Origin of the sequence: Mycobacterium sp. pUA109 (genome assembly GCF_041287095.1) — a bacterium.
Taxonomy (GTDB): domain Bacteria; phylum Actinomycetota; class Actinomycetes; order Mycobacteriales; family Mycobacteriaceae; genus Mycobacterium.
The window spans coordinates 59,261-79,030 of sequence record NZ_JBGGKS010000025.1 but is presented as its reverse complement, the minus strand read 5'-3'; the positions used below and the strand labels follow the sequence as shown (position 1 = coordinate 79,030).

The window sequence follows — 19,770 nt, the reverse complement described above, 5'->3', positions numbered from 1 at the left end:
GCTAGCCGTCCTGCTCCCGGCTGGACTTGCTCAACCGGAAGTCGGGGGGAAATCTGCTGTCGTTGTCCTTGACGGCGTTGTTGAGTCCGCTGTCGATGGCCGCGTCGAGCATCAGGTCGTCGGTGTCGGGCGCCACCCCGCTGCCCATCGACTCGAAGAAGGCGGACAGCAGGCTGCCCATGTATTCGCCCTGGTGCTGCTTGTACACCTCGAAGAACACCTTTTGCATGAATACCGTGTCGACCGGCCGGTTCCGGGCGCAGGCCAACGCGTACTTGTCCACCTCGGCTTCGAGTTGCTCCCGCGGCACCACCTTGTTGAGGAAGTTGCATTTCTCCATGTCGGCGGCGGTAAACGGGCGCCCGGTGAACACCATCTCGGAGAACTTGCGCAGCCCCATCATCTGCACCCAGGTCCACATCCGCGGGCCCCAGCCGTAGTAGCGGAACGACGGATGCCCGAACAGCGTGTCGTCGCTGGCGATGACCAGGTCGGCGTCGGCGGCCTGGTAGAAATGCCAGCCGTAGCAATAGCCTTTGGCCTCCACGATGCTGATCTTCTTGAGCTCTTGCAGCGGGCGGTTGCCGGCCTGCACGTTGGCGTACCAGGCGCTGATGGTGGCACCGTTGCGGAAGGTGCCCTTGGGCGGATAGGTGACGTCGGCGCCCTCCAGGCGCAACTCGGCCAGCCGCAGCTCCGGGGAGTCGACGCCCTCCATGAACTCGGGAAGGTCGGCGCCGCTGCCCAAATCGTCGCCGACCCCGCGGATCACCACCACTTTGACGTCGTTGTCGACGCTCGCCCCGCGCAGCAGGTCGGCGTAGCGCAACCGGGCCGCGGAGGTCGGCGCGTTGAGGTAGTCGGGGCGATTGAACGTGATCGTCGCGATCTTGGTGGCCGGATCCTTGTGGTAGAGGATGATCTCCTCCGGCGACGGGCGGTCCGAACCGGCCATCTCAGTTCCCCTCCCAGGACGGGCTGCTGGTCAACACCTCGTGCCCGTCGTCGGTGATGAGCACCGCTTCGCGGCCGAACACCGCGCCCACGCCGTGTTCCCACACGTAGCCGGTGACGGCGAGCACCATACCGGGTTCCAGCCGCTCGCCGGCGGCGGTCTGCGGCAGGTCCGCCGAGACCACCGGCGGGTCGAATCCCATCCCCAGGCCGCGGGCCACCGGCATCGGCGGCAACGCCTCCCCGTGGTAGGCGTCCAACAGATCGCTGGCCGGCACCCCGGGTCGGCACGCGGCGGACAGCTTGGCCCACAGCGCATCCCAGCGTCGGTACAGCCCCGCAGCGCCCGCCGGCGAACCCACCGGCCAGGTGCGGCCCACCTCGCCGGCGTAGCCGCCGCCGAGCACCCCGGCGGACAGCGCCACCAAATCGCCGGGCTGCACGACGCCGTCGGTGTTGCCGCGGCGCCACGGATGCTCCCGCGAGGTCACCCACGCCACGTCCTGGGTGGACGGGGTGCTCACGCCGCCGGCGGCCATGGCCTCCAGCAGCACCCCGGCCAGCGCCTGCTCGGTCACCCCGGGCCGCAGCTCGGCCACCGCGGCGGCCAACCCGGCTTCGGCGATCCGGATCGCCTCCCGCATGGCGGCCACCTCGTCGTCGGTCTTGATCCGCCGCGCGGCCCGCATCGCCTGCTCACCGTCAACCAATTCGGCGTTGGGGAACACCAGCGGCAGCAGCTGAGCGAAGCCCGGTGACAGCGCGTCGGTGCCGACGCGCTGTGCGGCCGCCAGCCCCTCGATGCCTTGCAGTTTGGCGATGGTGTTCATCGGGTTCCAGGAGATCCCGTACAGGTTCTCGTGCGGAATGTCGTCGGGCACCCCCTCGTCCCAGGTGGACAGCAGGTGAATCGCCCCGGTTTCGCGGATCACGATGCAGGTCGGTCCGAACGGCCGGGTGCCGGCCACCCACAGCTGCGGTGTGCCCGAGACGTACCGCACGTTGGCTTGCCGGCCCAGCACCAGCACGTCGAGATCGTGGGCGGCCATCTGAGCCAGCGCGCGCTCCCGGCGCCCCAACCGCAGCGCCCGATCGTCGGGCAGAACCTCAGTACTCATAGGGCGCATAGGGGTAGTCGGTCAACGGGATCCAGCCTTCCTCGGTGATGACGATGATTTCTTCGCTGCGATAGCCGCCGGTGCCGTCCTCCCAGACCACCGGCTCCAGCACCAGCACCATGCCCGGCTCGAACACGAAGTTCTCGTCGAACTCGGCCCCCAAATCGGTGCCGATCATGGGTGTTTCGGCGGCGTTGACGCCGATACCGTGCCCCAGGTAGAAGTGCGGCAGCCACGGCTGGGTGCCGCCGTTGGCCTTGGTTGCCGCCCGGCCCAGGTCGGCCGCGGTGGCGCCGGCCCGGGTCACCTGCAGCACCGCGGCCATGATGTCGCGCCACTGGTGGAACTGGGCCTGCTGGCGCGGGGTCGGGTCGGCGCCCACCACCCAGGTGCGGCCGAAATCCGAACAGTAACCCTGATACGTGATGGACACATCGGTCCACAACACGTCCCCGGCGACCAGTTCGCGCTCGGTGGACAGCAGCGGCAACGCCAAATCGCCGTGCGTGGTCCACACCCCGTCGGCTTTGCGCTTTGGCATCACCTGCCAGATCGGTTCGAGCATGCTGGCCATCGCGCCCAGTTCGAACGCGCGGCGCATGAAGCTCGCCGACAGGTCGACCTGGCGGATGCCCGGCGCCAACGCGGCCTGCACGTCGACCATCGCCGCGTCGGTGATCCGGCAGGCGGTGCGGATACAGGCCAGTTCGTCCACCGTTTTCACCAGCTTGGCCGCGCCGATCACCTGGGCGGCGTCGGCGGGCCGGCCCCCGGGAAACAGGCGCTGCTGTGCCCGGCGCATGGCCCCGGTGAATTCGTCGACCGCCACCGCCTTTCCGGCGCCGATCAGCTCGGCCAGCGTCGCCGCGAAGTTCTCCACCCCTTCGTCGAACTCCAGGTAGACCGCGCCGTGCAGATGGTCGGCGGGAATGCCGGATTCCGATGCCGCGCCCTCGCGGAACGGCAGGAACAGGTGCGGGTGCGGGTCCTCGGCGAGCACCACCGCCACCGGCCGCTCGACATAGGACAACCCGGCGTCGCCCAGCGGCCAGCTGGCCCCGGTCGCATAGACCACGTTGTTGTTGCCCAGCAGGATCAACGCGTCGATGCCGCGCTCGGCCATCGCCGAGCGCAGCCGCGCCCCGGTTTCGGCGCGCATCCGGGTCAGGTCCGGGCGGTCCGGGATATCGAGGCCGGCCGCTGCCGGCTGTACAAATGTCGTCATCTACACGCCCAAGAATTCGGTGATGTTGCGGTTGACGATCTTGACGGCGTTCTCCGGGCCCACCGCGGCCACCACCGCGGCCAGCGACTTCTCCGAATAGCCGAACGTGCTCTCGTTGTGCGGGTAGTCCGACGACCAGAACACCTTGTCGACACCGATCTGGTCAATCAGCCGCAGCCCCAACGGATCCACCATGAACGAGGCGCTCATGTGGGTGTTCCAGTAGTAGCGGATGTCGTGGGCCAGCTGGTGGCTGAACATGTGCCGGTACGACGCCAGCAGGTGCTCGGCGTCCTGAAGCGCGGTCGGCACCCAGGCGATGCCGCCCTCGAACCAGCCGACCCGCAGCCCGGGGTGGCGGTCCAGGATGCCGGAGAAGATGTACTTGGCGAACTGTTCCCGAAACGAGTCGACGTTGACCATCATCCCCACCACGACGCTGTTGACCTCGCACGGGGTTTTCGGTGGGGTTTCGCCGATGTGGTGGGTGATCGGCAGGCCGGCCTGTTCGATCTCGTCCCACACCGGGTCCATCGCCGCGCTGCCGAAGTCGATGATGTTGCCGTCGTCGTCTTTACCCGGGTTCAGCGGCAGCAGGAAGGTTTTCAGGCCCAGCGACTTCAGCTCGTCGAGGGTGCGTCGTGTCCCCGCCGGGTCCCACCAGTTGATCAGGCCGACGCCGTAGAAGTGGCCGCCGGAGCGTTCCTGCAGCTCGGCCATGTACTCGTTGTAGATGCGAAAGACCCGTTCCCGCAGCTCTTTATCCGGGAAGTGGAACAGGGCCAGCACCGCGTTGGGGAAGGCCAGCTCTCGGTCGACGCCGTCCTCGTGCAGTTCGCGGATGCGTGCCTCGATGTTCTTGCTGGCCGCCCCGGCGAGGTCGTCGTATTGCATCAACACCGCGGAAAAATCGCCGGGCAAAAACGACTGTCCCTTGCGGCCGACCATGTAGGCGCCGTCTTCGTACCAGATCCGCGGCGCCTTGTCCTTGAGGTCGTCGGGGAAGCGTTGGTAGAAGATGTCATCGGCGATCGAGATGTGGTTGTCGGCGGAGAAAACCTCGGTGCCGGCCGGCAGGCCGACATCGACTCCGGCGTGGCCACGCCGGTCTTTCGGTGCGCCGTAGCCTTCCGGCGGGTAGAGCATGGTGCTGGATTGACTGGTCATCGTTGACTCCGTGACGTGGTTACCAGGTGACCGGCAGTTCGTACACGCCGTAGGCGAGCCGGTCGTTTTTGAACGGGATTTCCTCGAATCCGACGGCGAGTTTCAGGGTGGGGATCCGCCGGAACAGGGTGTGGAACACCATCTGCAGCTCGACCCGGGCCAGCTGCTGGCCGACGCACTGGTGCGGTCCGAAGCCGAATGCGAGGTGTTGGCGGGCCGGCCGGTTCAGGTCGAGCACCTCGGGGTCCGGGAACTCCGCGGGATCCCAGTTCGCCGGCGCCAAATCGATGATGATGCCCTCGCCGGCGCGGATCACCTCACCGCCGATCTCGATGTCCTCCGCGGCGACCCGGCGCTGGCCGTTTTGGATGATCGACAGGTAGCGCAGCAGTTCTTCGACCGCGTTGGCGATCACCGTCTCGTCGTCGCTGTCCCGGATCACGGCCAGCTTCTCGGGTTCTTGCAGCAGCGCCAGAATGCCCAAACCGATCATGTTCGCGGTGGTTTCGTGGCCGGCGATCAGCATCCCGGTGCCCAGCTGGGTGGCCTCCTTGAGGCTGAGCTCACCGGATTTCACTCGCTCCCCCAGATCCGACACCATGTCCTCGGTGGGTTCGGCCATCCGGGCCTCCAGCAGCCGAATCAGATACTTCGACAGCTCCGTCGCCCCGGCGGCGGTGTCCTTGGCCGTCGCATACCGGGAGACCCCCATCGTCGCGTGTTCCTGGAAGAAGCCGTGGTCTTCGTAGGGCACCCCGAGCAGTTCGCTGATCACCAGCGACGGGATGGGCAGCGCCAGCGCGGTGACCAGCTCGGCGGGTTGCGGACCGGCCAGGATCGCGTCGAGGTGTTCGTCGATGATCTGCTGGATCGCCGGTCGCATGGCCTCGACCCGGCGAGAGGTCAACGGGCGGGACAACATCCGCCGAAACCGGATGTGCTCGGCGCCGTCGGCGGTGAACACCGACCGGGGCCGCTTGTCCACCGTGGCCAGCATGCCCTCGTTCCAGTGCGGGAAACCGTCGCGGCGGTCGTCGACACTGACCCGCGGGTCGCCGAACAGCGTCCGCGCCGCCTCGTAGCCGGTGATCAGCCAGGGCGTGGAACCGTCCCAGATCCGCACCCGGCTCAACGGCTTGTCGGCGGCCAACGCCATCACCCCCGGCGGCGGCGCGAACGGGCAGGCCGACGCCCGCTCCATCGGGTACTCCGGGATTGCGGCGGAGGCCTCGGCCTCGGTGTCGGTCAGCGTGTCGGACACTCTCACTCCTCGATGTGGATGGCTCGGGTCGGGCAGCCCGCTTCGGCGCGGCGGACCTGGTCGGCGAATTCGGCCGAGGGCTCCTCGGTGAGCAGCACGACGACCCCGTCCTCGTCGCGTTGGTCGAACACCTCCGGCGCGTGCATCACGCAGTTCCCCGACGAGGCGCACACGTCTTGGTTCACAGTCACTTTCATTTGCGGCTCAGCTCCGATGTGACGGGCGCCAGCCACAGTCCAACGATCGCGTCGATGAGGTTGGCGCCGGCGATCTGCCAATTGGTTTTGCGCGCCGAACCGCCGGCGGCCAGCGTGCGTTCCCAGTCGGCGCAGGTGTGCATGAGCAGGTTGCGCCCCATGGCGTTGCGCGCCGAGCGGATCTCGGCCGGCAGCTCCGGCAGGCAGCGGTCGATCCGGTTGATCACCTCGACCAGCGACGGTGAGCTCAGCGCGTCTTTGACCACGATGTCGTGGTAGGCGGGATCGGTCATCACCTGCGCGGCGAACCGCGCGTACCAGGTGGGGTTGCCCAGCTCGGCGAGGTGATCGGTGAGCGGACGCACCAGGCACGCCACCCAATCCCGCATGTCGGCGGTGGCGTCGGCGGTCAGGACGTCGGCGACCATCTGCTCCCGCAGCCGCTCGATGGGCGCCCGATGCTTTTGTTCGATCGCCCGCACCAGGTCGGTCTTGGTGCCGAAGTGGTAGCCGACCGCCGCGTTGTTGCCCTGGCCGGCGGCCTCACTGACCTGCCGGTTGGACACCGCGAAGACGCCGTGCTCGGCGTAGAGCCGCTCGGCGGCGGCCAGGATGGCCTCCCGCGTGGAGTTGGCCCGCTCGGTGCGCGCGTCCTTGCTCGCGGTGGTCACCCGCCCAGTCAACGCCCCACTCCCGTTTAAGTCAAGTGATTGATTTAATTCTTGGCGCTTTTGCGCCGGATCGCCTTGCCCGCCGACGTACCGCCGTCGACCGGCAGCACCGTGCCGGTGACATAGCGGGAGCGGTCCCCGGCGAGATACAGGGCGGCCTCGGCGACGTCGTCGGGAGTGCCCTCCCGCTGCAGCGGCCGGTCGGCGCGCATCGTCTCGCGGAGCGCGGCCTCGTAGCGGGCGACGGCCTCGTGGTCCATATTCGCCGCCGAGGACGCCAGGATTGGGGTGGGGATATTCCCCGGCGCGATGGCGTTGACCCGAATGTCGTAGTAGGCCAGTTCGATTGCCGCGGACTTGGTGAACTGGATGACCGCCGCCTTGGAGGCCCGGTAGGTCATCACCCCGCCGCCGGCCTGGATCCCGCCGATCGAGGTGAGGTTGATGATCGACCCGCCGCCGTGCTTGGCCATGTGCCGGGCCGCATCTCGGGTGCCGGCCATCACGCCGAGCACGTTGACCGACATGACCCGGTGGAAGTCGGCCAGGTCGTCGTCGAGGAACCGGCGGTGCATGGTGCCCGAGACGCCGGCGTTGTTGACCATGACGTGCAGCCCGCCGAACTGCTCGACGGCGGCGTCGACCAGGGCGCCCAGCTGCTCTGGATCGGCGACGTCGGCGGCCTGGAACAGCGCGTCGTCGCCCAGTTGCGCGGCCAGTTCCGCGCCGCGATCGGGGTCGACGTCGGCGATCACCACCCGGGCGCCCTCGGCGACAAACCGCTCGGCCAGGCCCCGGCCGATCCCGGACGCGCCGCCGGTAACGATTGCGACCTTGCCCGTTAGCTCGTTGACCATCTACGCCCTTCCGTCCGGCCGCCCGACGCGACACGTCGACTCAACCCGCTGCGCCCGCGTTCAGTCAAGCGACTGCTTTAACTGACCCTGGACATCCGGTGGTCGGCGGCATAACCTACCCATGCGAATGGCGTTTCCGGATTACGAGAAGGTGATTTCTATGACGGTGCAGGATGTGTTGGAGGAGATCCGTAAGGTCCCCGGCACCGGTGACGTGATTCCGATCATCGATCCGGCTACCGAAGAACAGCTCACCGAGTTCACCGACTGCGGACCGGAAGCCGTCGACGAGGCGGTGGCCCGCGCGAAAGCGACCGCCGAGTCGGGGGTGTGGTCGGGTATGGCCGACTATGACCGGGCGAAGGTGCTGTGGCGGGTCGCCGACCTGATCGACGAAAACGCCGAGGTCCTCGCCGAACTCGAATCCGTCAACGCCGGCATCCCGCCGTCGCAGGCCGAGATCATCACCAAGGTCGGCTCGGAGTGGTTCCGCTACTACGCCGGCTGGTGTACCAAGATCGACGGCATCGCCCGCGATGTCAACACCGGCGGGTTGACCGGCATCGAATCGCATCAGCACGTCTACACGCTGCGCGAGCCCTACGGCGTGGTGGGGCTGATCTTCCCGTGGAACGGCCCGGTGTTCAACTTCTGCGCCAAGCTGGCGCCGTCGCTGGCCGCCGGCTGCAGCAGCGTGGTCAAACCCGCCGAAGAGACCCCGCTGTCGGCGCTGGTGCTGGACCGCATCCTGGCCGAGGCCGGCGTCCCGGAGGGGGTCGTCAACCTGCTGCTGGGCTACGGGCACACCGCCGGCGCGGCGATCACCGCGCACCCCGACGTGGAGAAGGTGGCCTTCACCGGGTCGACCGAGGTCGGCCGGGAGATCGTGAAAGCCTCGGCCGCAAGCAATCTCAACAAGGTCACGCTGGAGCTCGGCGGCAAATCGCCGGTGTTGATCTACGACGACGCCAACCTGGACCTGGCCATCCCGATGGCGGCGTTCGGCACCTTCGTCCACTCCGGCCAGGCCTGTGTGTGCGGGTCGCGGATCTTCGCCCAGCGCGGCGTCTACGAGCGGGTGGTGGAGGGCATCGCCAACATGGCCAACAGCATGTTGCTGGGCGGTCCCACCGATGAGGGCGCCATGGTCGGACCGCTGATCAGCCAAAAGCAGCTCAACCGGGTGTTGGGCTACCTGGAGCAGGGCCGCGCCGACGGCGTCGAGCTGGTCACCGGTGGGCAGCGCCTGGACCGCAAGGGCTACTTCGTGCACCCGACCGTGGTCACCAACGTCGACCCCGATTCCAGCCGGCTGTTCCAGGAGGAGATCTTCGGGCCGGTGGTCACGATTCTGCCGTTCGACGACGACGACGAAGCCATCGCGTTGGCCAACAACAGCACCTACGGTCTGGCCGCCACCGCCTGGACCAGCGACCTGGGTCGCGCGCACCGGCTGGCCAAGCGGCTCAAGGCCGGAACCGTCGGGCTGAACTGCCAGATGCAGTTCGACCACTCCATGCCGTTCGGCGGCTACAAGCAGTCCGGCTGGGGTTACGAGTCGGGTAAAGCCGGCATCGAGACCTACCTGCAAACCAAGATCGTCTGGGCCCAGATGTAGGGGGTGCCTTCTGGCGCGAGCGTGCCCCTTCGGCGCGAGCGTGCGTGTCCCCGGTCGACACGCCGTGCGAATCACCGGGTTTGCGCACGCTCGCGCCGAGGCCGTCGGCGAGACAACCCCTTCGGCGGGCGCACCTCGCTGACTCTGCGTGTACCAGGCAAAAGTGCGGGTAGACCGCGTGGTACACGCAGAGTCAACGCGAAGACAGAAACTCCAGCAGCAGTTCGTTGACGGCCGCCGGCTGTTCGATCTGCGGGCAGTGTCCCGCATCCTCAACCACGGCCGAGCGCGCACCGGGGATCTGGTCGGCGATCTGCTTGGCCCACCCAACCGGTAGCAGCTTGTCACCGCCGCCCTCGATCACCAAGGTCGGCACCGAGATCCGGTGGTAGGCGCGCTGACTCGACGCGGCCGCCGGCGGCTCCAAGCCGGGCCGACGAAACCGGGCCGCGGCCAACGCCTCCCACGCCCCGGGCGCGACACTGGACTCGTAGCGGCGCCGCACATACTCCTCGTCGGCGGGATAGGCGGGGTCGTAAAACAACGCCTCGACGATGCGCTGCATGGCGGGAAGCGTGGCGTCATAGTCGTAGAGCGCTTCCATGTACCGGTTGCGCTGGATCTCCCCACCGCCGCAGATCGTCACCATGCTGCGCACCGGCAGCCGCGGCGCTTCGGCGGTGGCGTCGACGAGCAGGTTGATCGCCCCCATCGAGTTGCCGACGAAATGCGCCGCCTCGACGCCCAGCACCGCGCAGAACCGGGCGATGTGCCGGATCCGCATGCCGCGGCCGTCGGTGAAGTCGATGACCTTGGCCGACTGGCCGAACCCCAACATGTCCGGGGCCAGCACCCGGTAGTGCTGCGCCAACGCGGGAATGGTTTGCTCCCAGCCGAGTTCGGCGCTGGCGCCGAACTCCCCGCCGTGCAACAGCACCACCGGATCCCCCTGGCCGGCTTCCAAATAGCTGGTGGTCAGGCCGTCGACGTCAACGCTGCGGCGATACATCCGATCCGCCTAGATCGTCACGCTGTGCGAGCGGGCAAAGGTCAGCACCTGTGTGGCCAGCAGGTCCAGTTGGTCGCTCACCGTGGTGTCGATGAGTTCCCCGGCGTGATCCCAGATGCGGTCCGCCGAGTTGATCGCCACCCCCAGCGGTGTGGGCCAGGCCCGCAGCGCGTGCCCGATCACCCGCAGCTGGCCCAGGGTGCCCACCGCGGCCTGCCAGCCGTAGGCGCAGCTGATGCAGCCCCACGGCTTGTTGTCCAGGTAGACGCGGGAATCCTCGCGCATGTCCTCGATGTAATCCAACGCGTTCTTAACCAGCCCGGAGATGGCGCCGTGGTATCCGGGCGAGCCGACGACGACAGCGTCGGCTCGCCGCAGCGCGTCGATCAACCGCGTTGCCCGCTCGGTGCGGGCCGGCTCGTGCGGGTTGTACATCGGCAACTCGATGTCTTCCCCGCTGAACAGTTGGGTGCGCCCGCCGCGCCGCTCCACGGCCGCCAGGCAATGCCGCAGCGCCCGTTCGGTTGACGAATCTGCCCGCAGGGTGCCGCCGAGGGCCACCACCAGCGGACCGGTTTGTTCAGTCATCACGCTCTTCCTCACTTGATGGCAATGGGATTGACCGGGGACCCGACCGCGCCGATAACGCGCAGTGGTGGGGCCACCAGCTGAAACTCGTAGACCCCGTCGGCGGCGCAGTCGGCGGCCAGCGCGGTGAGGTCCCAGAATTCGCCGAGCATCAAACCCATGTCGCGCAGGCACAGCATGTGCATCGGCAAGAAGGTGCCCTCGACCCCGGACACCGGGTCTTCGACCATCAGGTTATCGGCGGCGACCGCGGCGATGTCGTGGTCGTGCAGCCAGGCGGCGCACCGCCAATCCAAGCCCGCGCCCGGCTCGGCACCGTCGCCGGTGCTCAAAAACCGCGCCCACCAGCCGGTTCGGATCAGCACGATGTCGCCGCGGCCGATCGCCACGCCCTGCGCCCGGGCGACGTCGTCGAGTTCCTCGGGGGTGATCGGGGTGCCGTGTTCCACAAAGACGTCCACGCCGCGATGCCGCACCACATCCAGCAGCACCCCGCGCGAGGTGATGCCCTTGCCGTCCACCTTGTCGATGCCGCAGTGGTAGGCGCCCAGGCTGGTCACCGAGCTCGCCGGGAAGCCGTTGTACAGCTGGTCGTCGTAGTACACGTGCGACAACGCGTCCCATTGGGTGGCGGCCTGCAACGACATGATGATCATGTCGTCGTTGAACCGAAACGGGTTGTCCACGAAGAACTCGCTCAGCTGCTGGGCCACCGAGTTGCGGGCCCACTCCGGACCGTAGCGGGCCAGCGTGTTGACGTCGCCGCCGTCCACCGTCATCACGTGCATCGGGTTGTGCCGGAACTGGAAGGCGCCCTGCGGGCCCGACGAGCCGAAGTCCACCCCGAGCGGAAACACCTTGCCGTGCCGGACCAGGCTGGCGGCGTGGGCGACCTTGTCCGCGGTGATGAAGTTCAGGGTGCCGAGTTCGTCGGTGTCCCCCCACCGCCCCCAGTTGCGCACATCTTTGGCGACGCGCCGAAAATCGGTCAGGCTGGCCACGGCGCCCGCTCCAGCTCGCGGGCGGCGAGCGCGCCCAGATTGCCGCCGTCAACCCACACCACCTGGCCCGAGATGTAGCTGGCGGCACCGCTGTTCAGAAACGCCAGTACGGCGGCCTGTTCGGCGGGCTCGGCGTCCCGGCCCAGGGGTTTGTCGATGTCGTCGAGGAACCGCTGCCCGTAGGCGGACCGCAGCTGGTCGAGGATCGGGGTGTCGGTGACGCCCGGCCCGGTGCAGTTGATCCGGATCCCCCGGGCGCCCAGCGGTGCCGCCTTGACCATGGTGTACAGGATGATCGCTTCCTTGGACAGCCGGTAGCCCCCGTCGGCCAGCGCCTCGGGGTGCCGCTGACACCACGCGACGCCGTCGGCCAGGCTCGGCGTGTGCAGCAGCCCGGCCACCCGCTGTTGATTCTCGCGGTAGCCGGCCGCCGCCAGCGACGACACGCTCACCACCGACGACCCGGCCGGCATCACCGGCAGCACCGCGTCGGTGAACTGGCGCAGGCCCAGGAAGTTGATGGTGACGACCAGCAGCGGGTCACCGATTCCCGACGACACCCCGGCCACGTTGAACAGGGCATCGACCGGGCCGCCCAACGCGGCCACGGCACGGTCGATCGAGGCGGCGTCGGCCAGATCAACGTGATGGAACTCGGCGAGCTCGACTTCCGGGGCGCACCGATCCAAGCCGACGACGTGCGCGCCCAGTTCGGTGAGCTGGCGCACCAGCTGCGCGCCGATGCCCGACGCGCACCCGGTCACCACCGCGCGGCGCCCGTCGTACCGCCACAACCGGTCGATTTGGCCCATGGCTAGTTGGCTCCCCGGCTCAGCCCCGCTGCTCCTTGTCGCGTTGCGCGGCCTGCACGCGTCCCTCGTTCATTTCCGCCATCGCCTCGGGAATCTCGCTGGCGGTGAACTTCCCGCCCCGGCCGGTGGGCAGCCCGCCGAACGAGTAGCTTTCGTCGAAGGCCGGCGCCGACGATTGCGGCCGGCGCGCCTCCACCTTCTCGATCACCGGCGCCAGCCGCTTGGCCTTGTCGGCCACCGCTTTCGCGTCGCGCTCGATGAACTCCGGCAGCACTTCCTTACCCATCAACTCGATGGATTCCATGGTGCCTTCGTGGCTGCGCGGGTTGAGCAGCAGGATGATCTCGTCGACCCCGCTTTCCTCGTAGCCGCGCAGGAATTCCCGCACGGTGGCCGGCGAGCCGATCGCGCCGCGGCCGGGTCCGTAGGCCAGCGTCGGGTCCTTGGCCACCTCCTCGAGGTAGCGGTCCCACACCCCGGTCCGACCCGGGGTGTGCACCCCGGTCATGTAGTAGTGCATGATCCCAAACGAGAAGAAGCCGCCGCCCTGGCCCAGCCGTTGCAGCGCCTGCTCATCGGTGGGGGCCACCATCATCGACAGATCGCCGCCGATCGCCAGGATGTTCGGGTTGATCTGCGGGGTCACCGGAACACCGGTTTCCTCGAACTGCTTGTAGTAGCCGTTTACCCGCTCGGTCAGCGGGCCGGGGCCGGTGTAGGCGAAGCTCAGTGCGCCGATGCATTTTTCGGCGGCCATCTGCACCGACGACGGCCGGGTGCAGGCCACCCACACCGGCGGGTGCGGTTTCTGCAGCGGTTTGGGGATGACGTTGCGGGCCGGCATCTGAACGTGCTTGCCGTCAAAGCCGGTGAACGGCTCCTCCACCATGCAGCGGATCGCGACCTCCAACGCCTCTTCCCACTGGGCCCGTTTGTCGGCGGGGTCGATGTTGAAGCCGCCGAGTTCACCGACCGAGGAGGATTCACCGGTGCCGAATTCGACGCGGCCGTTGGAGATCAGGTCCAGGGTGGCGATGCGCTCGGCGACCCGGGCCGGGTGGTTGACGACGGGCGGCAGGTGCATGATGCCGAAGCCCAGCCGAATGTTCTTGGTGCGCTGGCTGGCCGCCGCCAAAAACATCTCCGGGGCGGTGGAATGACAGTACTCCTCCAGGAAGTGGTGCTCGGTCAGCCACACCGTGGAAAAGCCCGCCTTGTCGGCCGCCTCCACCTCGTCCAGGCAGTCGGCCAGCAGCTCCCGCTCATCGTCCGGCGCCCAGGGCCGCGGCAGCGCGAACTCGTAGAAAAGTGAAATCTTCACCGGTTACCTCCCATAGAAGTGGTGTGAGTCGGATCAGGAAGCGTGCCGGCGAGGTGCTTCGCCGCCACGTAGCCGAAGGTCATGGCCGGCCCGATGGTGGCGCCGGCGCCGGCGTAGCTGCGCCCCATCACCGGCGCCGAGACGTTGCCCACCGCGTACAGCCCGCCGACCACGGTGTCGTCGGCGCGCAGCACCCGGGCGCATTCGTCGGTGCGCAACCCGCCGGAGGTACCCAGATCCCCGAGGATGATCTGGAAGGCGTAGTACGGCGGCTTGCCCAGCGGGTGCAGATTGGGGTTGGGCAGGGTCGGGTCGCCGTAGTAGTTGTCGTATGCGCTGTCGCCGCGACCGAAGTCGTCGTCGTGGCCGCCGCGGGCCAGCTCGTTGAACCGTTGCGCGGTGCGCTCCAGTTCTCCGGGGGGCACGTCGATTTGGGTGGCGAGCTCGGTCAGCGAAGCCGCGGCCTTCACCACGCCGGACTCCAGCCACGCGGCCGGCAGCTTGCGCCCGGTGGGCACCGGGGCACCCGGGATCTTCGGCAGCGGCAGGTGCCCGGCCACGACGTAGCGGTTGAACGACCGGTGGTCGGTGATCAACCAGCACGGGATGTGGGTCACCCCGGACTTTTGGCCGTCGATCATGGCGTGGGCGAAGTCCATGTACGGGCAGGCCTCGTTGATGAACCGTTTGCCCTCACCGTTGACGATGAACTGCGACGGCATCATCCGCTCGTTGAGCATGAACTGCAGCCGGCCGTCCGGCCAGCAGATGGCCGGGAACCACCACGCCTCGTCGAGCAGTTCGGTGGTGCCGCCGACCTTTTCGCCGACGCGGATCCCGTCGCCGGTGGCCGCCGGGTTGCCGAAGCTCCAATCGTGCTCGAGCACCGGCTGGTATTGCTGGCGCCAGGCCAGGTCGTGGTCGAAACCGCCGCTGGCCAGGATGACACCGCGCCGCGCGCGGATCTGCTGCGGCGCACCGTCGCGCTCGACCACCGCGCCGATGACGGTCCCGTCGTCGGCGGTGAGCAGTTCGGTCATCGGGGTGTTCAGCCACAGCGGGATGTCGCGGTCGCGCATCGCCAGCCGCAGCCGCGCCGCCAGCGACTGGCCGATCGCGGCCATCCGGTCCCCGAACACCCGGGCCCGAAACATCCGCCACAGCAGCTTGACCAGCACCGCCTTGCCCCGCCACGACTGGCGGATCTGGTAGAACAGCCGAAGGTCTTTGGGCCCCAGCCAGATCCCCTTCGGCGCCAACGCCAACGGCGCCAGCAGGTGCTGTTCTTCCTCGCCGAGTGTGCGCAGGTCGATGGCGGGGACGTTGATGGTGCTGCCCAGCTCGGATCCCCCGGGGACCTCCGGGTAGTAGTCGGCGTAGCCCGGTTTCCAGACGAACTCGAACCACGGGCTGAGCTGCTCGAGGAACTCCATCATCGCCGGCGCGGCGTCCACGTATTGCTGTAGCCGGGCGTCGCTGACCAGGCCGCCGGTGATCTGGCGCAGGTATGCGACGACGTCGTCGGGGTCCGGGACGTAGCCTGCCCGCCGCTGCGCCGGTGCACCCGGAACCCAGATGCCACCGCCGGACAGCGCGGTGGAACCCCCGAACTGCGCGGCCTTTTCGATCACCAGGGTGTCCAGCCCGGCGGCGTCGGCGGCCAGGGCGGCGGTCATGCCGCCACCGCCGGAGCCGACCACCAACACGTCCACCACGTGCTCGCCCGTCATGCCGGCACCGCCGTTCGCACCGCGAAGCCGGCGATCAGCTCGGCCGCCGTCCGGTAGTAGCGCAGCACGGTCCGGTAGCCGCCGCTGGCCGCGAGCGCGGCGAAAGCGGCTACCCAGCTGCGGATTTCGTGCGCGGAGTTGCCGCCCTCCTGCGCGATGAAGGAGTTGGACCACTGGTCTAGGTCGGCGAGCTGCCCATTGTCGATGATGGAAAGGAATCGCTGATCCCAGTCGGGGTTCAGCGGGCGTTGCGGGCCGCGTCCGGCGGCCAGGTCCCGGGCGGCGTCGATGACCACGGTCTGCCGGGCCAGCCGTTGCTCGGCGGTCATCGGCCGCCCGCCCACGATGCGCTCCAGCACTTGCGGCGGGGCGGTCTCGCGGGTCGGGATCGGCGGATCATGGGACAGCCCGCCCGATCCCAATAGCAGCACCCGCTTGTCCAGGCCGGCCAGGTAGGTGCCCACCGCGGTACCCAACGCCCGGGCACGCCGTAGCGGGCCGAGCGGCGCGGCGACCGCGTTGAGGAAGATCGGCACCACCGGGTGGGCGGTGGCCGCACCGAACAGCTTCTCCAGCGGCTGCACGGTGCCGTGGTCAACGTCCATGCCGGCCGAGATCGCGACGTCGACGTCGTTGTCCAGCACGGCTTTTGCGCAGTCGGTGGCGATGTCGGCGGCTACGTCGAGCGGGCCGGCGTGGGTGCCGTAGTCACCGATCCCGGTGGCGGCGGTGCCGATGCAAAACGGCGGCATCAGCTTGTAGAAGAAGCCGTTGTAGTGATCGGGCGCGAAGGTGACGATCAGCTCCGGGTCGAAGTCGGCGACGAACTCCCGGGCCTTTTCCAGCGCGGCGTTCACGTCCTGCAGCACCTCAGCCGACGGTCCCGGCAGATTCAGCAGTGGGCTGTGCGACATACAGCACAGGGCTAGCGCCATCGTGGGATTCACCGCCTTCCGGGGTCAGGGCCAGCGCGTGCAGCAGCGCGGCGCTCAGCTCGGGGGCCAACTGGGCGATCCCGGCGCCGGCGATGCACCGGTCGGGCCGCAGGAACAGCACGGACTCGGCGTGGGCGTCGAACCAGGATTTCAGCTCGCCGATGGCGTCGCCGACCACCACCACGTCGGGGTCGTCGTGCCCGGCCCAGTGCAGCTGGGTGCGCGGCCGCAGCTCGATGAACCGCGCGCCCAACGCCTTCCAGCGCGCGAACGCGTCATCCCCGAGCAGGCGGCGCGGGTTGTTGTTCCAGGACACCACGGCGAACCAAGTGCCCAGCACGTCGTCGAGCAACACGTTGGTGCGGTCGCGGGTGTCGACGCGGGGCTGGATGAACAAGGTGCCCACCGGCGAGTCGTCGCGACGCGGCTGCGGGTGCACCACCGCGCCCTGCTCGTAGCGCGGCATCGGTTTGAACCGCATCTCCAGCACATACTGTTTGAGCGTGGGCACCACCGAGGCGGCGCGGATCGCGAGGTCGCGGATCGCGGCAACTCGGCGATTGGTCGGCGAAATGACCCGCCCCACCAGGGTGGACAGGTCGATCATCGCGCGGGCGTGTTTGCGGCGTTCGACGTCGTAGCTGTCCAGCAGTGCATCACCGGCCCGGCCGGTGACTACCGCGGCCAGTTTCCAGCCCAGGTTCGCCGCGTCGCGGATCCCGCTGTTGTATCCCTGGCCTTGCCACACCGGCATCAGGTGCGCGGCGTCGCCGGCCAGCAGCAGCCTTCCGCGCCTGAAGGCGCCGGCAATGCGAGAGTGGTGGGTGTAGACCCGGTGCCGGATCACATCGACCCGGTCCGGGTTGGGCACCAACGGCGCCAGCATGCGGGCCAGGAACTCCGGCTGCTGCACCTGCTCGTCGGACTCGTCGGCGTGAATCATGAACTCGAAGCGCCGGATTCCGTGCGCGATCGAGATCGAGGCGTAGGGACGTTCGGGGTCGGCGCCGACCTCACTGTTGGGGTGGCCGAGCGGGTCGGTGGCGATGTCGACGACCAGCCAGCGGGTCGAGGAGGTGGTGCCGTCGAAGGAGACGCCCATCAGCCGCCGGGTGGTGCTGCGGCCGCCGTCGCAGCCCACCACGTAGCGGGCCGCGACGCTGGCGTGGTCCGGCAACTGCACCGTCACCGCGTCGGCGGATTCGGTGCAGGAGGCCATCGGGGTGCCCCAGCGCACCTCGACGTGCTCGAACCGGTCCAGGCCGCGCAGTAACTCGGCGTCGACCAGGGGTTGGACGAACCCGTTGCGACGCGGCCAGCCGAACGGGGCCCCGACCGGCGCCATCTCGGCCAGCAGCCGACGTTTGGCGTCGACGAACCGCAGGATCTGGTTCGGGACGGTATGCGGCAGCACACCGTCGATCAGGCCGATGCCCTGGAAGGTGCGTAGCGACTCATCGTCGAGGCCGACCCCGCGCGGATAGTCGATCAGGGTGTCGCGCTCCTCGAGCACCACGGTCCGAACACCCTGCAAGCCCAGGATATTGGCCAGCGTCAACCCCACCGGGCCGGCACCGACGATGACGACGTCGGCCTCGGACTGGCTGGCGGACACGGTCAACGTCCCAGCAGGAAGTCGAGGTGCAGCCGGTCGAACGTCGCGGCGTCCTCGTACTGCGGCCAGTGCCCGCAGCCGGGCATCACCTCGAACCGCGCCCCGGGGATCATCGAGGCGATGCGCCGACCCTCGGCCACGTCCGCGGTCGGGTCGTCGCTGGTCCACAGCACCAGGGTCGGCGCGGTGATCGCGCCGTATTCGGCCGGACCCAACAGGTTACGGGCCCGGATATCCGGATCCTGCAGCGCCATAATGTCTTTCATCGCTCCGACGAATCCGGGTTGCCGGTACACCCGTTGCCGGCTGGCGACCAGGTCGTCGTAGTCCTTGGATTTGTCCGCCATCAGCCACTTGATCCGCGCCTGCACGGTCTCCCAGGTCGGGTTCTCCGCGGCCGCCATGGACAGCGTGATAATCCGCTGCATCACCGCGGGGTCGGCCTGGGAGCCACCGGCGGTGTTGAGCACCAACTTCTCGATGCGGTCCGGGTGGTCGACGGCGGCGCGGGCCGCCACCCAGCCCCCCAGCGACTCGCCCGACACGCTGGCCCGTTGCGCACCGATGACGTCCATCACCGTCATCAGGTGCTCGACGTAGTGGCCGACCTCCAGCGGGTGGCCCGGCTTGTCGGTGTAGCCGTGCCCCAGCATGTCGATCGACCAGGTCCAGAAATGCTCGCTGTGCGCCGCCAGGTTGCGCACGTAAGCCTCGGCGTGGCCGCCGGATCCGTGCAGCAGCAACAACACCGGCTGGTCCGGGTCGCCGGCGCGCAGGTATCGGGTGCGCACGCCCCGGGCGTCGAGGTAGCCCTGCTCGAACGCCACACCCTGCAGATCGCTCCAGACGCTCTCGTGCTCCGGCACCGGATTCCTTTCTGGCCTCAACAGCGGAAATGCCGCTCTCGTATTGAACCAATCGTGTGTGCTAAAATCGCACATTGATGTGCACTATGTATAGAGCATCACTCTCGGAGGGGCGTATGTCAAGGCATCTGCCCACGCCATGACCGGTTCCCAGACGTTGGCGCGGGGGCTGGCGGCGCTGCAATCGGTGGCGGCCGCGCCGGCCGGTTTGTCGGCGCAGCAGGTCGCCGACCAGGTCGGGGTGCATCGGACCATCGCGTATCGACTGCTGGCCACGCTGGCCGAGTTCCGGTTCGTGGCCAAGGGGGACGACGGCCGGTACCGCCCGGCCGCCGGTCTGGCGGTGCTCGGCGCCTCATTCGACCGCAACCTGCGCCAGTTGAGCCTGCCGACCCTGCAGGCCCTGGCCGACGAGCTCGGTACCACGGTGTCGCTGCTGGTCGCCGAGGGGGATCAGCAGGTGGCGGTCGCGGTCATCGTGCCCACCCAGGTCGCCTATCAGCTGGCCTTCCATGAAGGCAGTCGGCACCCGTTGAGCCGCGGCGCGGCCGGGGTCGCCCTGCTGGCCAGCATGCCGCCGCAACCGCAGGAACGGGACCTGGTCAGCCGCGCCCGACACCAGGGCTGGGTGATCACCCACGGCGAGATCGAACCCAACACCTACGGCCTGGCGGTGCCGGTGCACCGCGACCCGCCGTCGCCTCCGACCTGCATCAACCTGATCTCGCACCGCGAGGACGTCGTACGACGCGGCAAGGATGCAGTTCTCCAGGCCGCCAAGCAATTATCGGCGATTCTCAGCTGAGCATCGCGATCGCAGAGAGG

The 19,770-nt window shown here is 68.4% G+C and carries 19 protein-coding genes; 2 read left to right on the top strand and 17 right to left on the bottom strand.

The annotated features are described in order from the left end of the window. Position 1: 1 nt before the first annotated feature. From ACAG26_RS23610 to ACAG26_RS23575, 8 genes are read right to left on the bottom strand one after another with little or no spacing between them, the layout of a single operon-like run. The gene (locus tag ACAG26_RS23610; RefSeq protein ID WP_370485507.1) at positions 2-955 is read right to left on the bottom strand and encodes an enoyl-CoA hydratase/isomerase family protein; all 954 of its coding nucleotides are present in this window, start codon (positions 953-955) and stop codon (positions 2-4) included. Position 956: 1 nt separating this feature from the next. Continuing rightward, positions 957-2,072 carry a M24 family metallopeptidase gene (locus ACAG26_RS23605; RefSeq protein ID WP_370485506.1) on the bottom strand — a complete coding sequence of 372 codons (1,116 nt, stop codon included), beginning with the start codon at positions 2,070-2,072 and terminating at the stop codon, positions 957-959. Further along, entirely contained in the window at positions 2,062-3,297 is a 1,236-nt protein-coding gene (locus tag ACAG26_RS23600; RefSeq protein ID WP_370485505.1) for a M24 family metallopeptidase, read from the bottom strand. The genes ACAG26_RS23605 and ACAG26_RS23600 overlap by 11 nt, the downstream gene beginning before the upstream one ends. Next, positions 3,298-4,464, bottom strand: a complete 1,167-nt coding sequence (locus ACAG26_RS23595) for an amidohydrolase family protein (RefSeq protein ID WP_370485504.1) — start codon at positions 4,462-4,464, stop codon at positions 3,298-3,300. It abuts the gene before it with no gap. Positions 4,465-4,483: 19 nt separating this feature from the next. Further along, the gene (locus tag ACAG26_RS23590; RefSeq protein WP_370485503.1) at positions 4,484-5,725 is read right to left on the bottom strand and encodes a cytochrome P450; all 1,242 of its coding nucleotides are present in this window, start codon (positions 5,723-5,725) and stop codon (positions 4,484-4,486) included. Between the two features lie 2 nt (positions 5,726-5,727). Continuing rightward, positions 5,728-5,922, bottom strand: a complete 195-nt coding sequence (locus tag ACAG26_RS23585; protein ID WP_370485502.1) for a ferredoxin — start codon at positions 5,920-5,922, stop codon at positions 5,728-5,730. Continuing rightward, complete coding sequence (locus tag ACAG26_RS23580; RefSeq protein WP_370485501.1) at positions 5,919-6,593, bottom strand: TetR family transcriptional regulator; 675 nt, start codon at positions 6,591-6,593, stop codon at positions 5,919-5,921. The genes ACAG26_RS23585 and ACAG26_RS23580 overlap by 4 nt, the downstream gene beginning before the upstream one ends. 44 nt (positions 6,594-6,637) lie before the next feature. Next, positions 6,638-7,450, bottom strand: a complete 813-nt coding sequence (locus ACAG26_RS23575) for an SDR family NAD(P)-dependent oxidoreductase (RefSeq protein WP_370485500.1) — start codon at positions 7,448-7,450, stop codon at positions 6,638-6,640. A gap of 160 nt (positions 7,451-7,610) precedes the next feature. Between ACAG26_RS23575 and ACAG26_RS23570 the strand changes: the two genes are divergently transcribed. Further along, a complete protein-coding gene (locus ACAG26_RS23570; RefSeq protein ID WP_370485499.1) occupies positions 7,611-9,068 on the top strand; it encodes an aldehyde dehydrogenase in 1,458 nt (485 codons plus the stop codon). A 193-nt stretch (positions 9,069-9,261) separates the two neighbouring features. Here ACAG26_RS23570 and ACAG26_RS23565 read toward each other — a convergent pair whose 3' ends face one another. The 9 genes from ACAG26_RS23565 to ACAG26_RS23525 are packed head-to-tail and all read right to left on the bottom strand — an operon-like array spanning position 9,262 to position 18,945. Further along, entirely contained in the window at positions 9,262-10,077 is an 816-nt protein-coding gene (locus tag ACAG26_RS23565) for an alpha/beta fold hydrolase (protein ID WP_370485498.1), read from the bottom strand. A 9-nt stretch (positions 10,078-10,086) separates the two neighbouring features. Further along, the gene (locus ACAG26_RS23560) at positions 10,087-10,665 is read right to left on the bottom strand and encodes an NADPH-dependent FMN reductase (protein ID WP_370485497.1); all 579 of its coding nucleotides are present in this window, start codon (positions 10,663-10,665) and stop codon (positions 10,087-10,089) included. Between the two features lie 11 nt (positions 10,666-10,676). Next, positions 10,677-11,666, bottom strand: a complete 990-nt coding sequence (locus ACAG26_RS23555; protein WP_370485496.1) for a cyclase family protein — start codon at positions 11,664-11,666, stop codon at positions 10,677-10,679. Continuing rightward, positions 11,654-12,478, bottom strand: coding sequence for a coniferyl-alcohol dehydrogenase (locus tag ACAG26_RS23550; protein ID WP_370485495.1), 825 nt, complete (start codon positions 12,476-12,478; stop codon positions 11,654-11,656). The genes ACAG26_RS23555 and ACAG26_RS23550 overlap by 13 nt, the downstream gene beginning before the upstream one ends. Before the next feature lie 19 nt (positions 12,479-12,497). Next, positions 12,498-13,799, bottom strand: coding sequence for an LLM class flavin-dependent oxidoreductase (locus tag ACAG26_RS23545; protein ID WP_370485494.1), 1,302 nt, complete (start codon positions 13,797-13,799; stop codon positions 12,498-12,500). Continuing rightward, positions 13,796-15,529 (bottom strand): FAD-binding protein, encoded by a 1,734-nt coding sequence (locus ACAG26_RS23540; RefSeq protein WP_370485493.1) that lies wholly within the window; start codon positions 15,527-15,529, stop codon positions 13,796-13,798. Before ACAG26_RS23540 ends, ACAG26_RS23545 begins: the two co-directional genes overlap by 4 nt. Beyond that, a complete protein-coding gene (locus ACAG26_RS23535) occupies positions 15,526-16,443 on the bottom strand; it encodes a 3-carboxyethylcatechol 2,3-dioxygenase (RefSeq protein WP_370485492.1) in 918 nt (305 codons plus the stop codon). Before ACAG26_RS23535 ends, ACAG26_RS23540 begins: the two co-directional genes overlap by 4 nt. Beyond that, the gene (locus ACAG26_RS23530) at positions 16,400-18,085 is read right to left on the bottom strand and encodes a bifunctional 3-(3-hydroxy-phenyl)propionate/3-hydroxycinnamic acid hydroxylase (protein ID WP_370485491.1); all 1,686 of its coding nucleotides are present in this window, start codon (positions 18,083-18,085) and stop codon (positions 16,400-16,402) included. Before ACAG26_RS23530 ends, ACAG26_RS23535 begins: the two co-directional genes overlap by 44 nt. Beyond that, a complete protein-coding gene (locus ACAG26_RS23525) occupies positions 18,082-18,945 on the bottom strand; it encodes an alpha/beta fold hydrolase (protein ID WP_370485490.1) in 864 nt (287 codons plus the stop codon). The genes ACAG26_RS23530 and ACAG26_RS23525 overlap by 4 nt, the downstream gene beginning before the upstream one ends. A 139-nt stretch (positions 18,946-19,084) precedes the next feature. Here ACAG26_RS23525 and ACAG26_RS23520 point away from each other — a divergent pair, with 139 nt between their 5' ends. Continuing rightward, positions 19,085-19,750: an IclR family transcriptional regulator gene (locus ACAG26_RS23520; RefSeq protein ID WP_370485489.1), complete on the top strand. Its 666-nt coding sequence runs from the start codon at positions 19,085-19,087 to the stop codon at positions 19,748-19,750. Positions 19,751-19,770 lie beyond the last annotated feature (20 nt).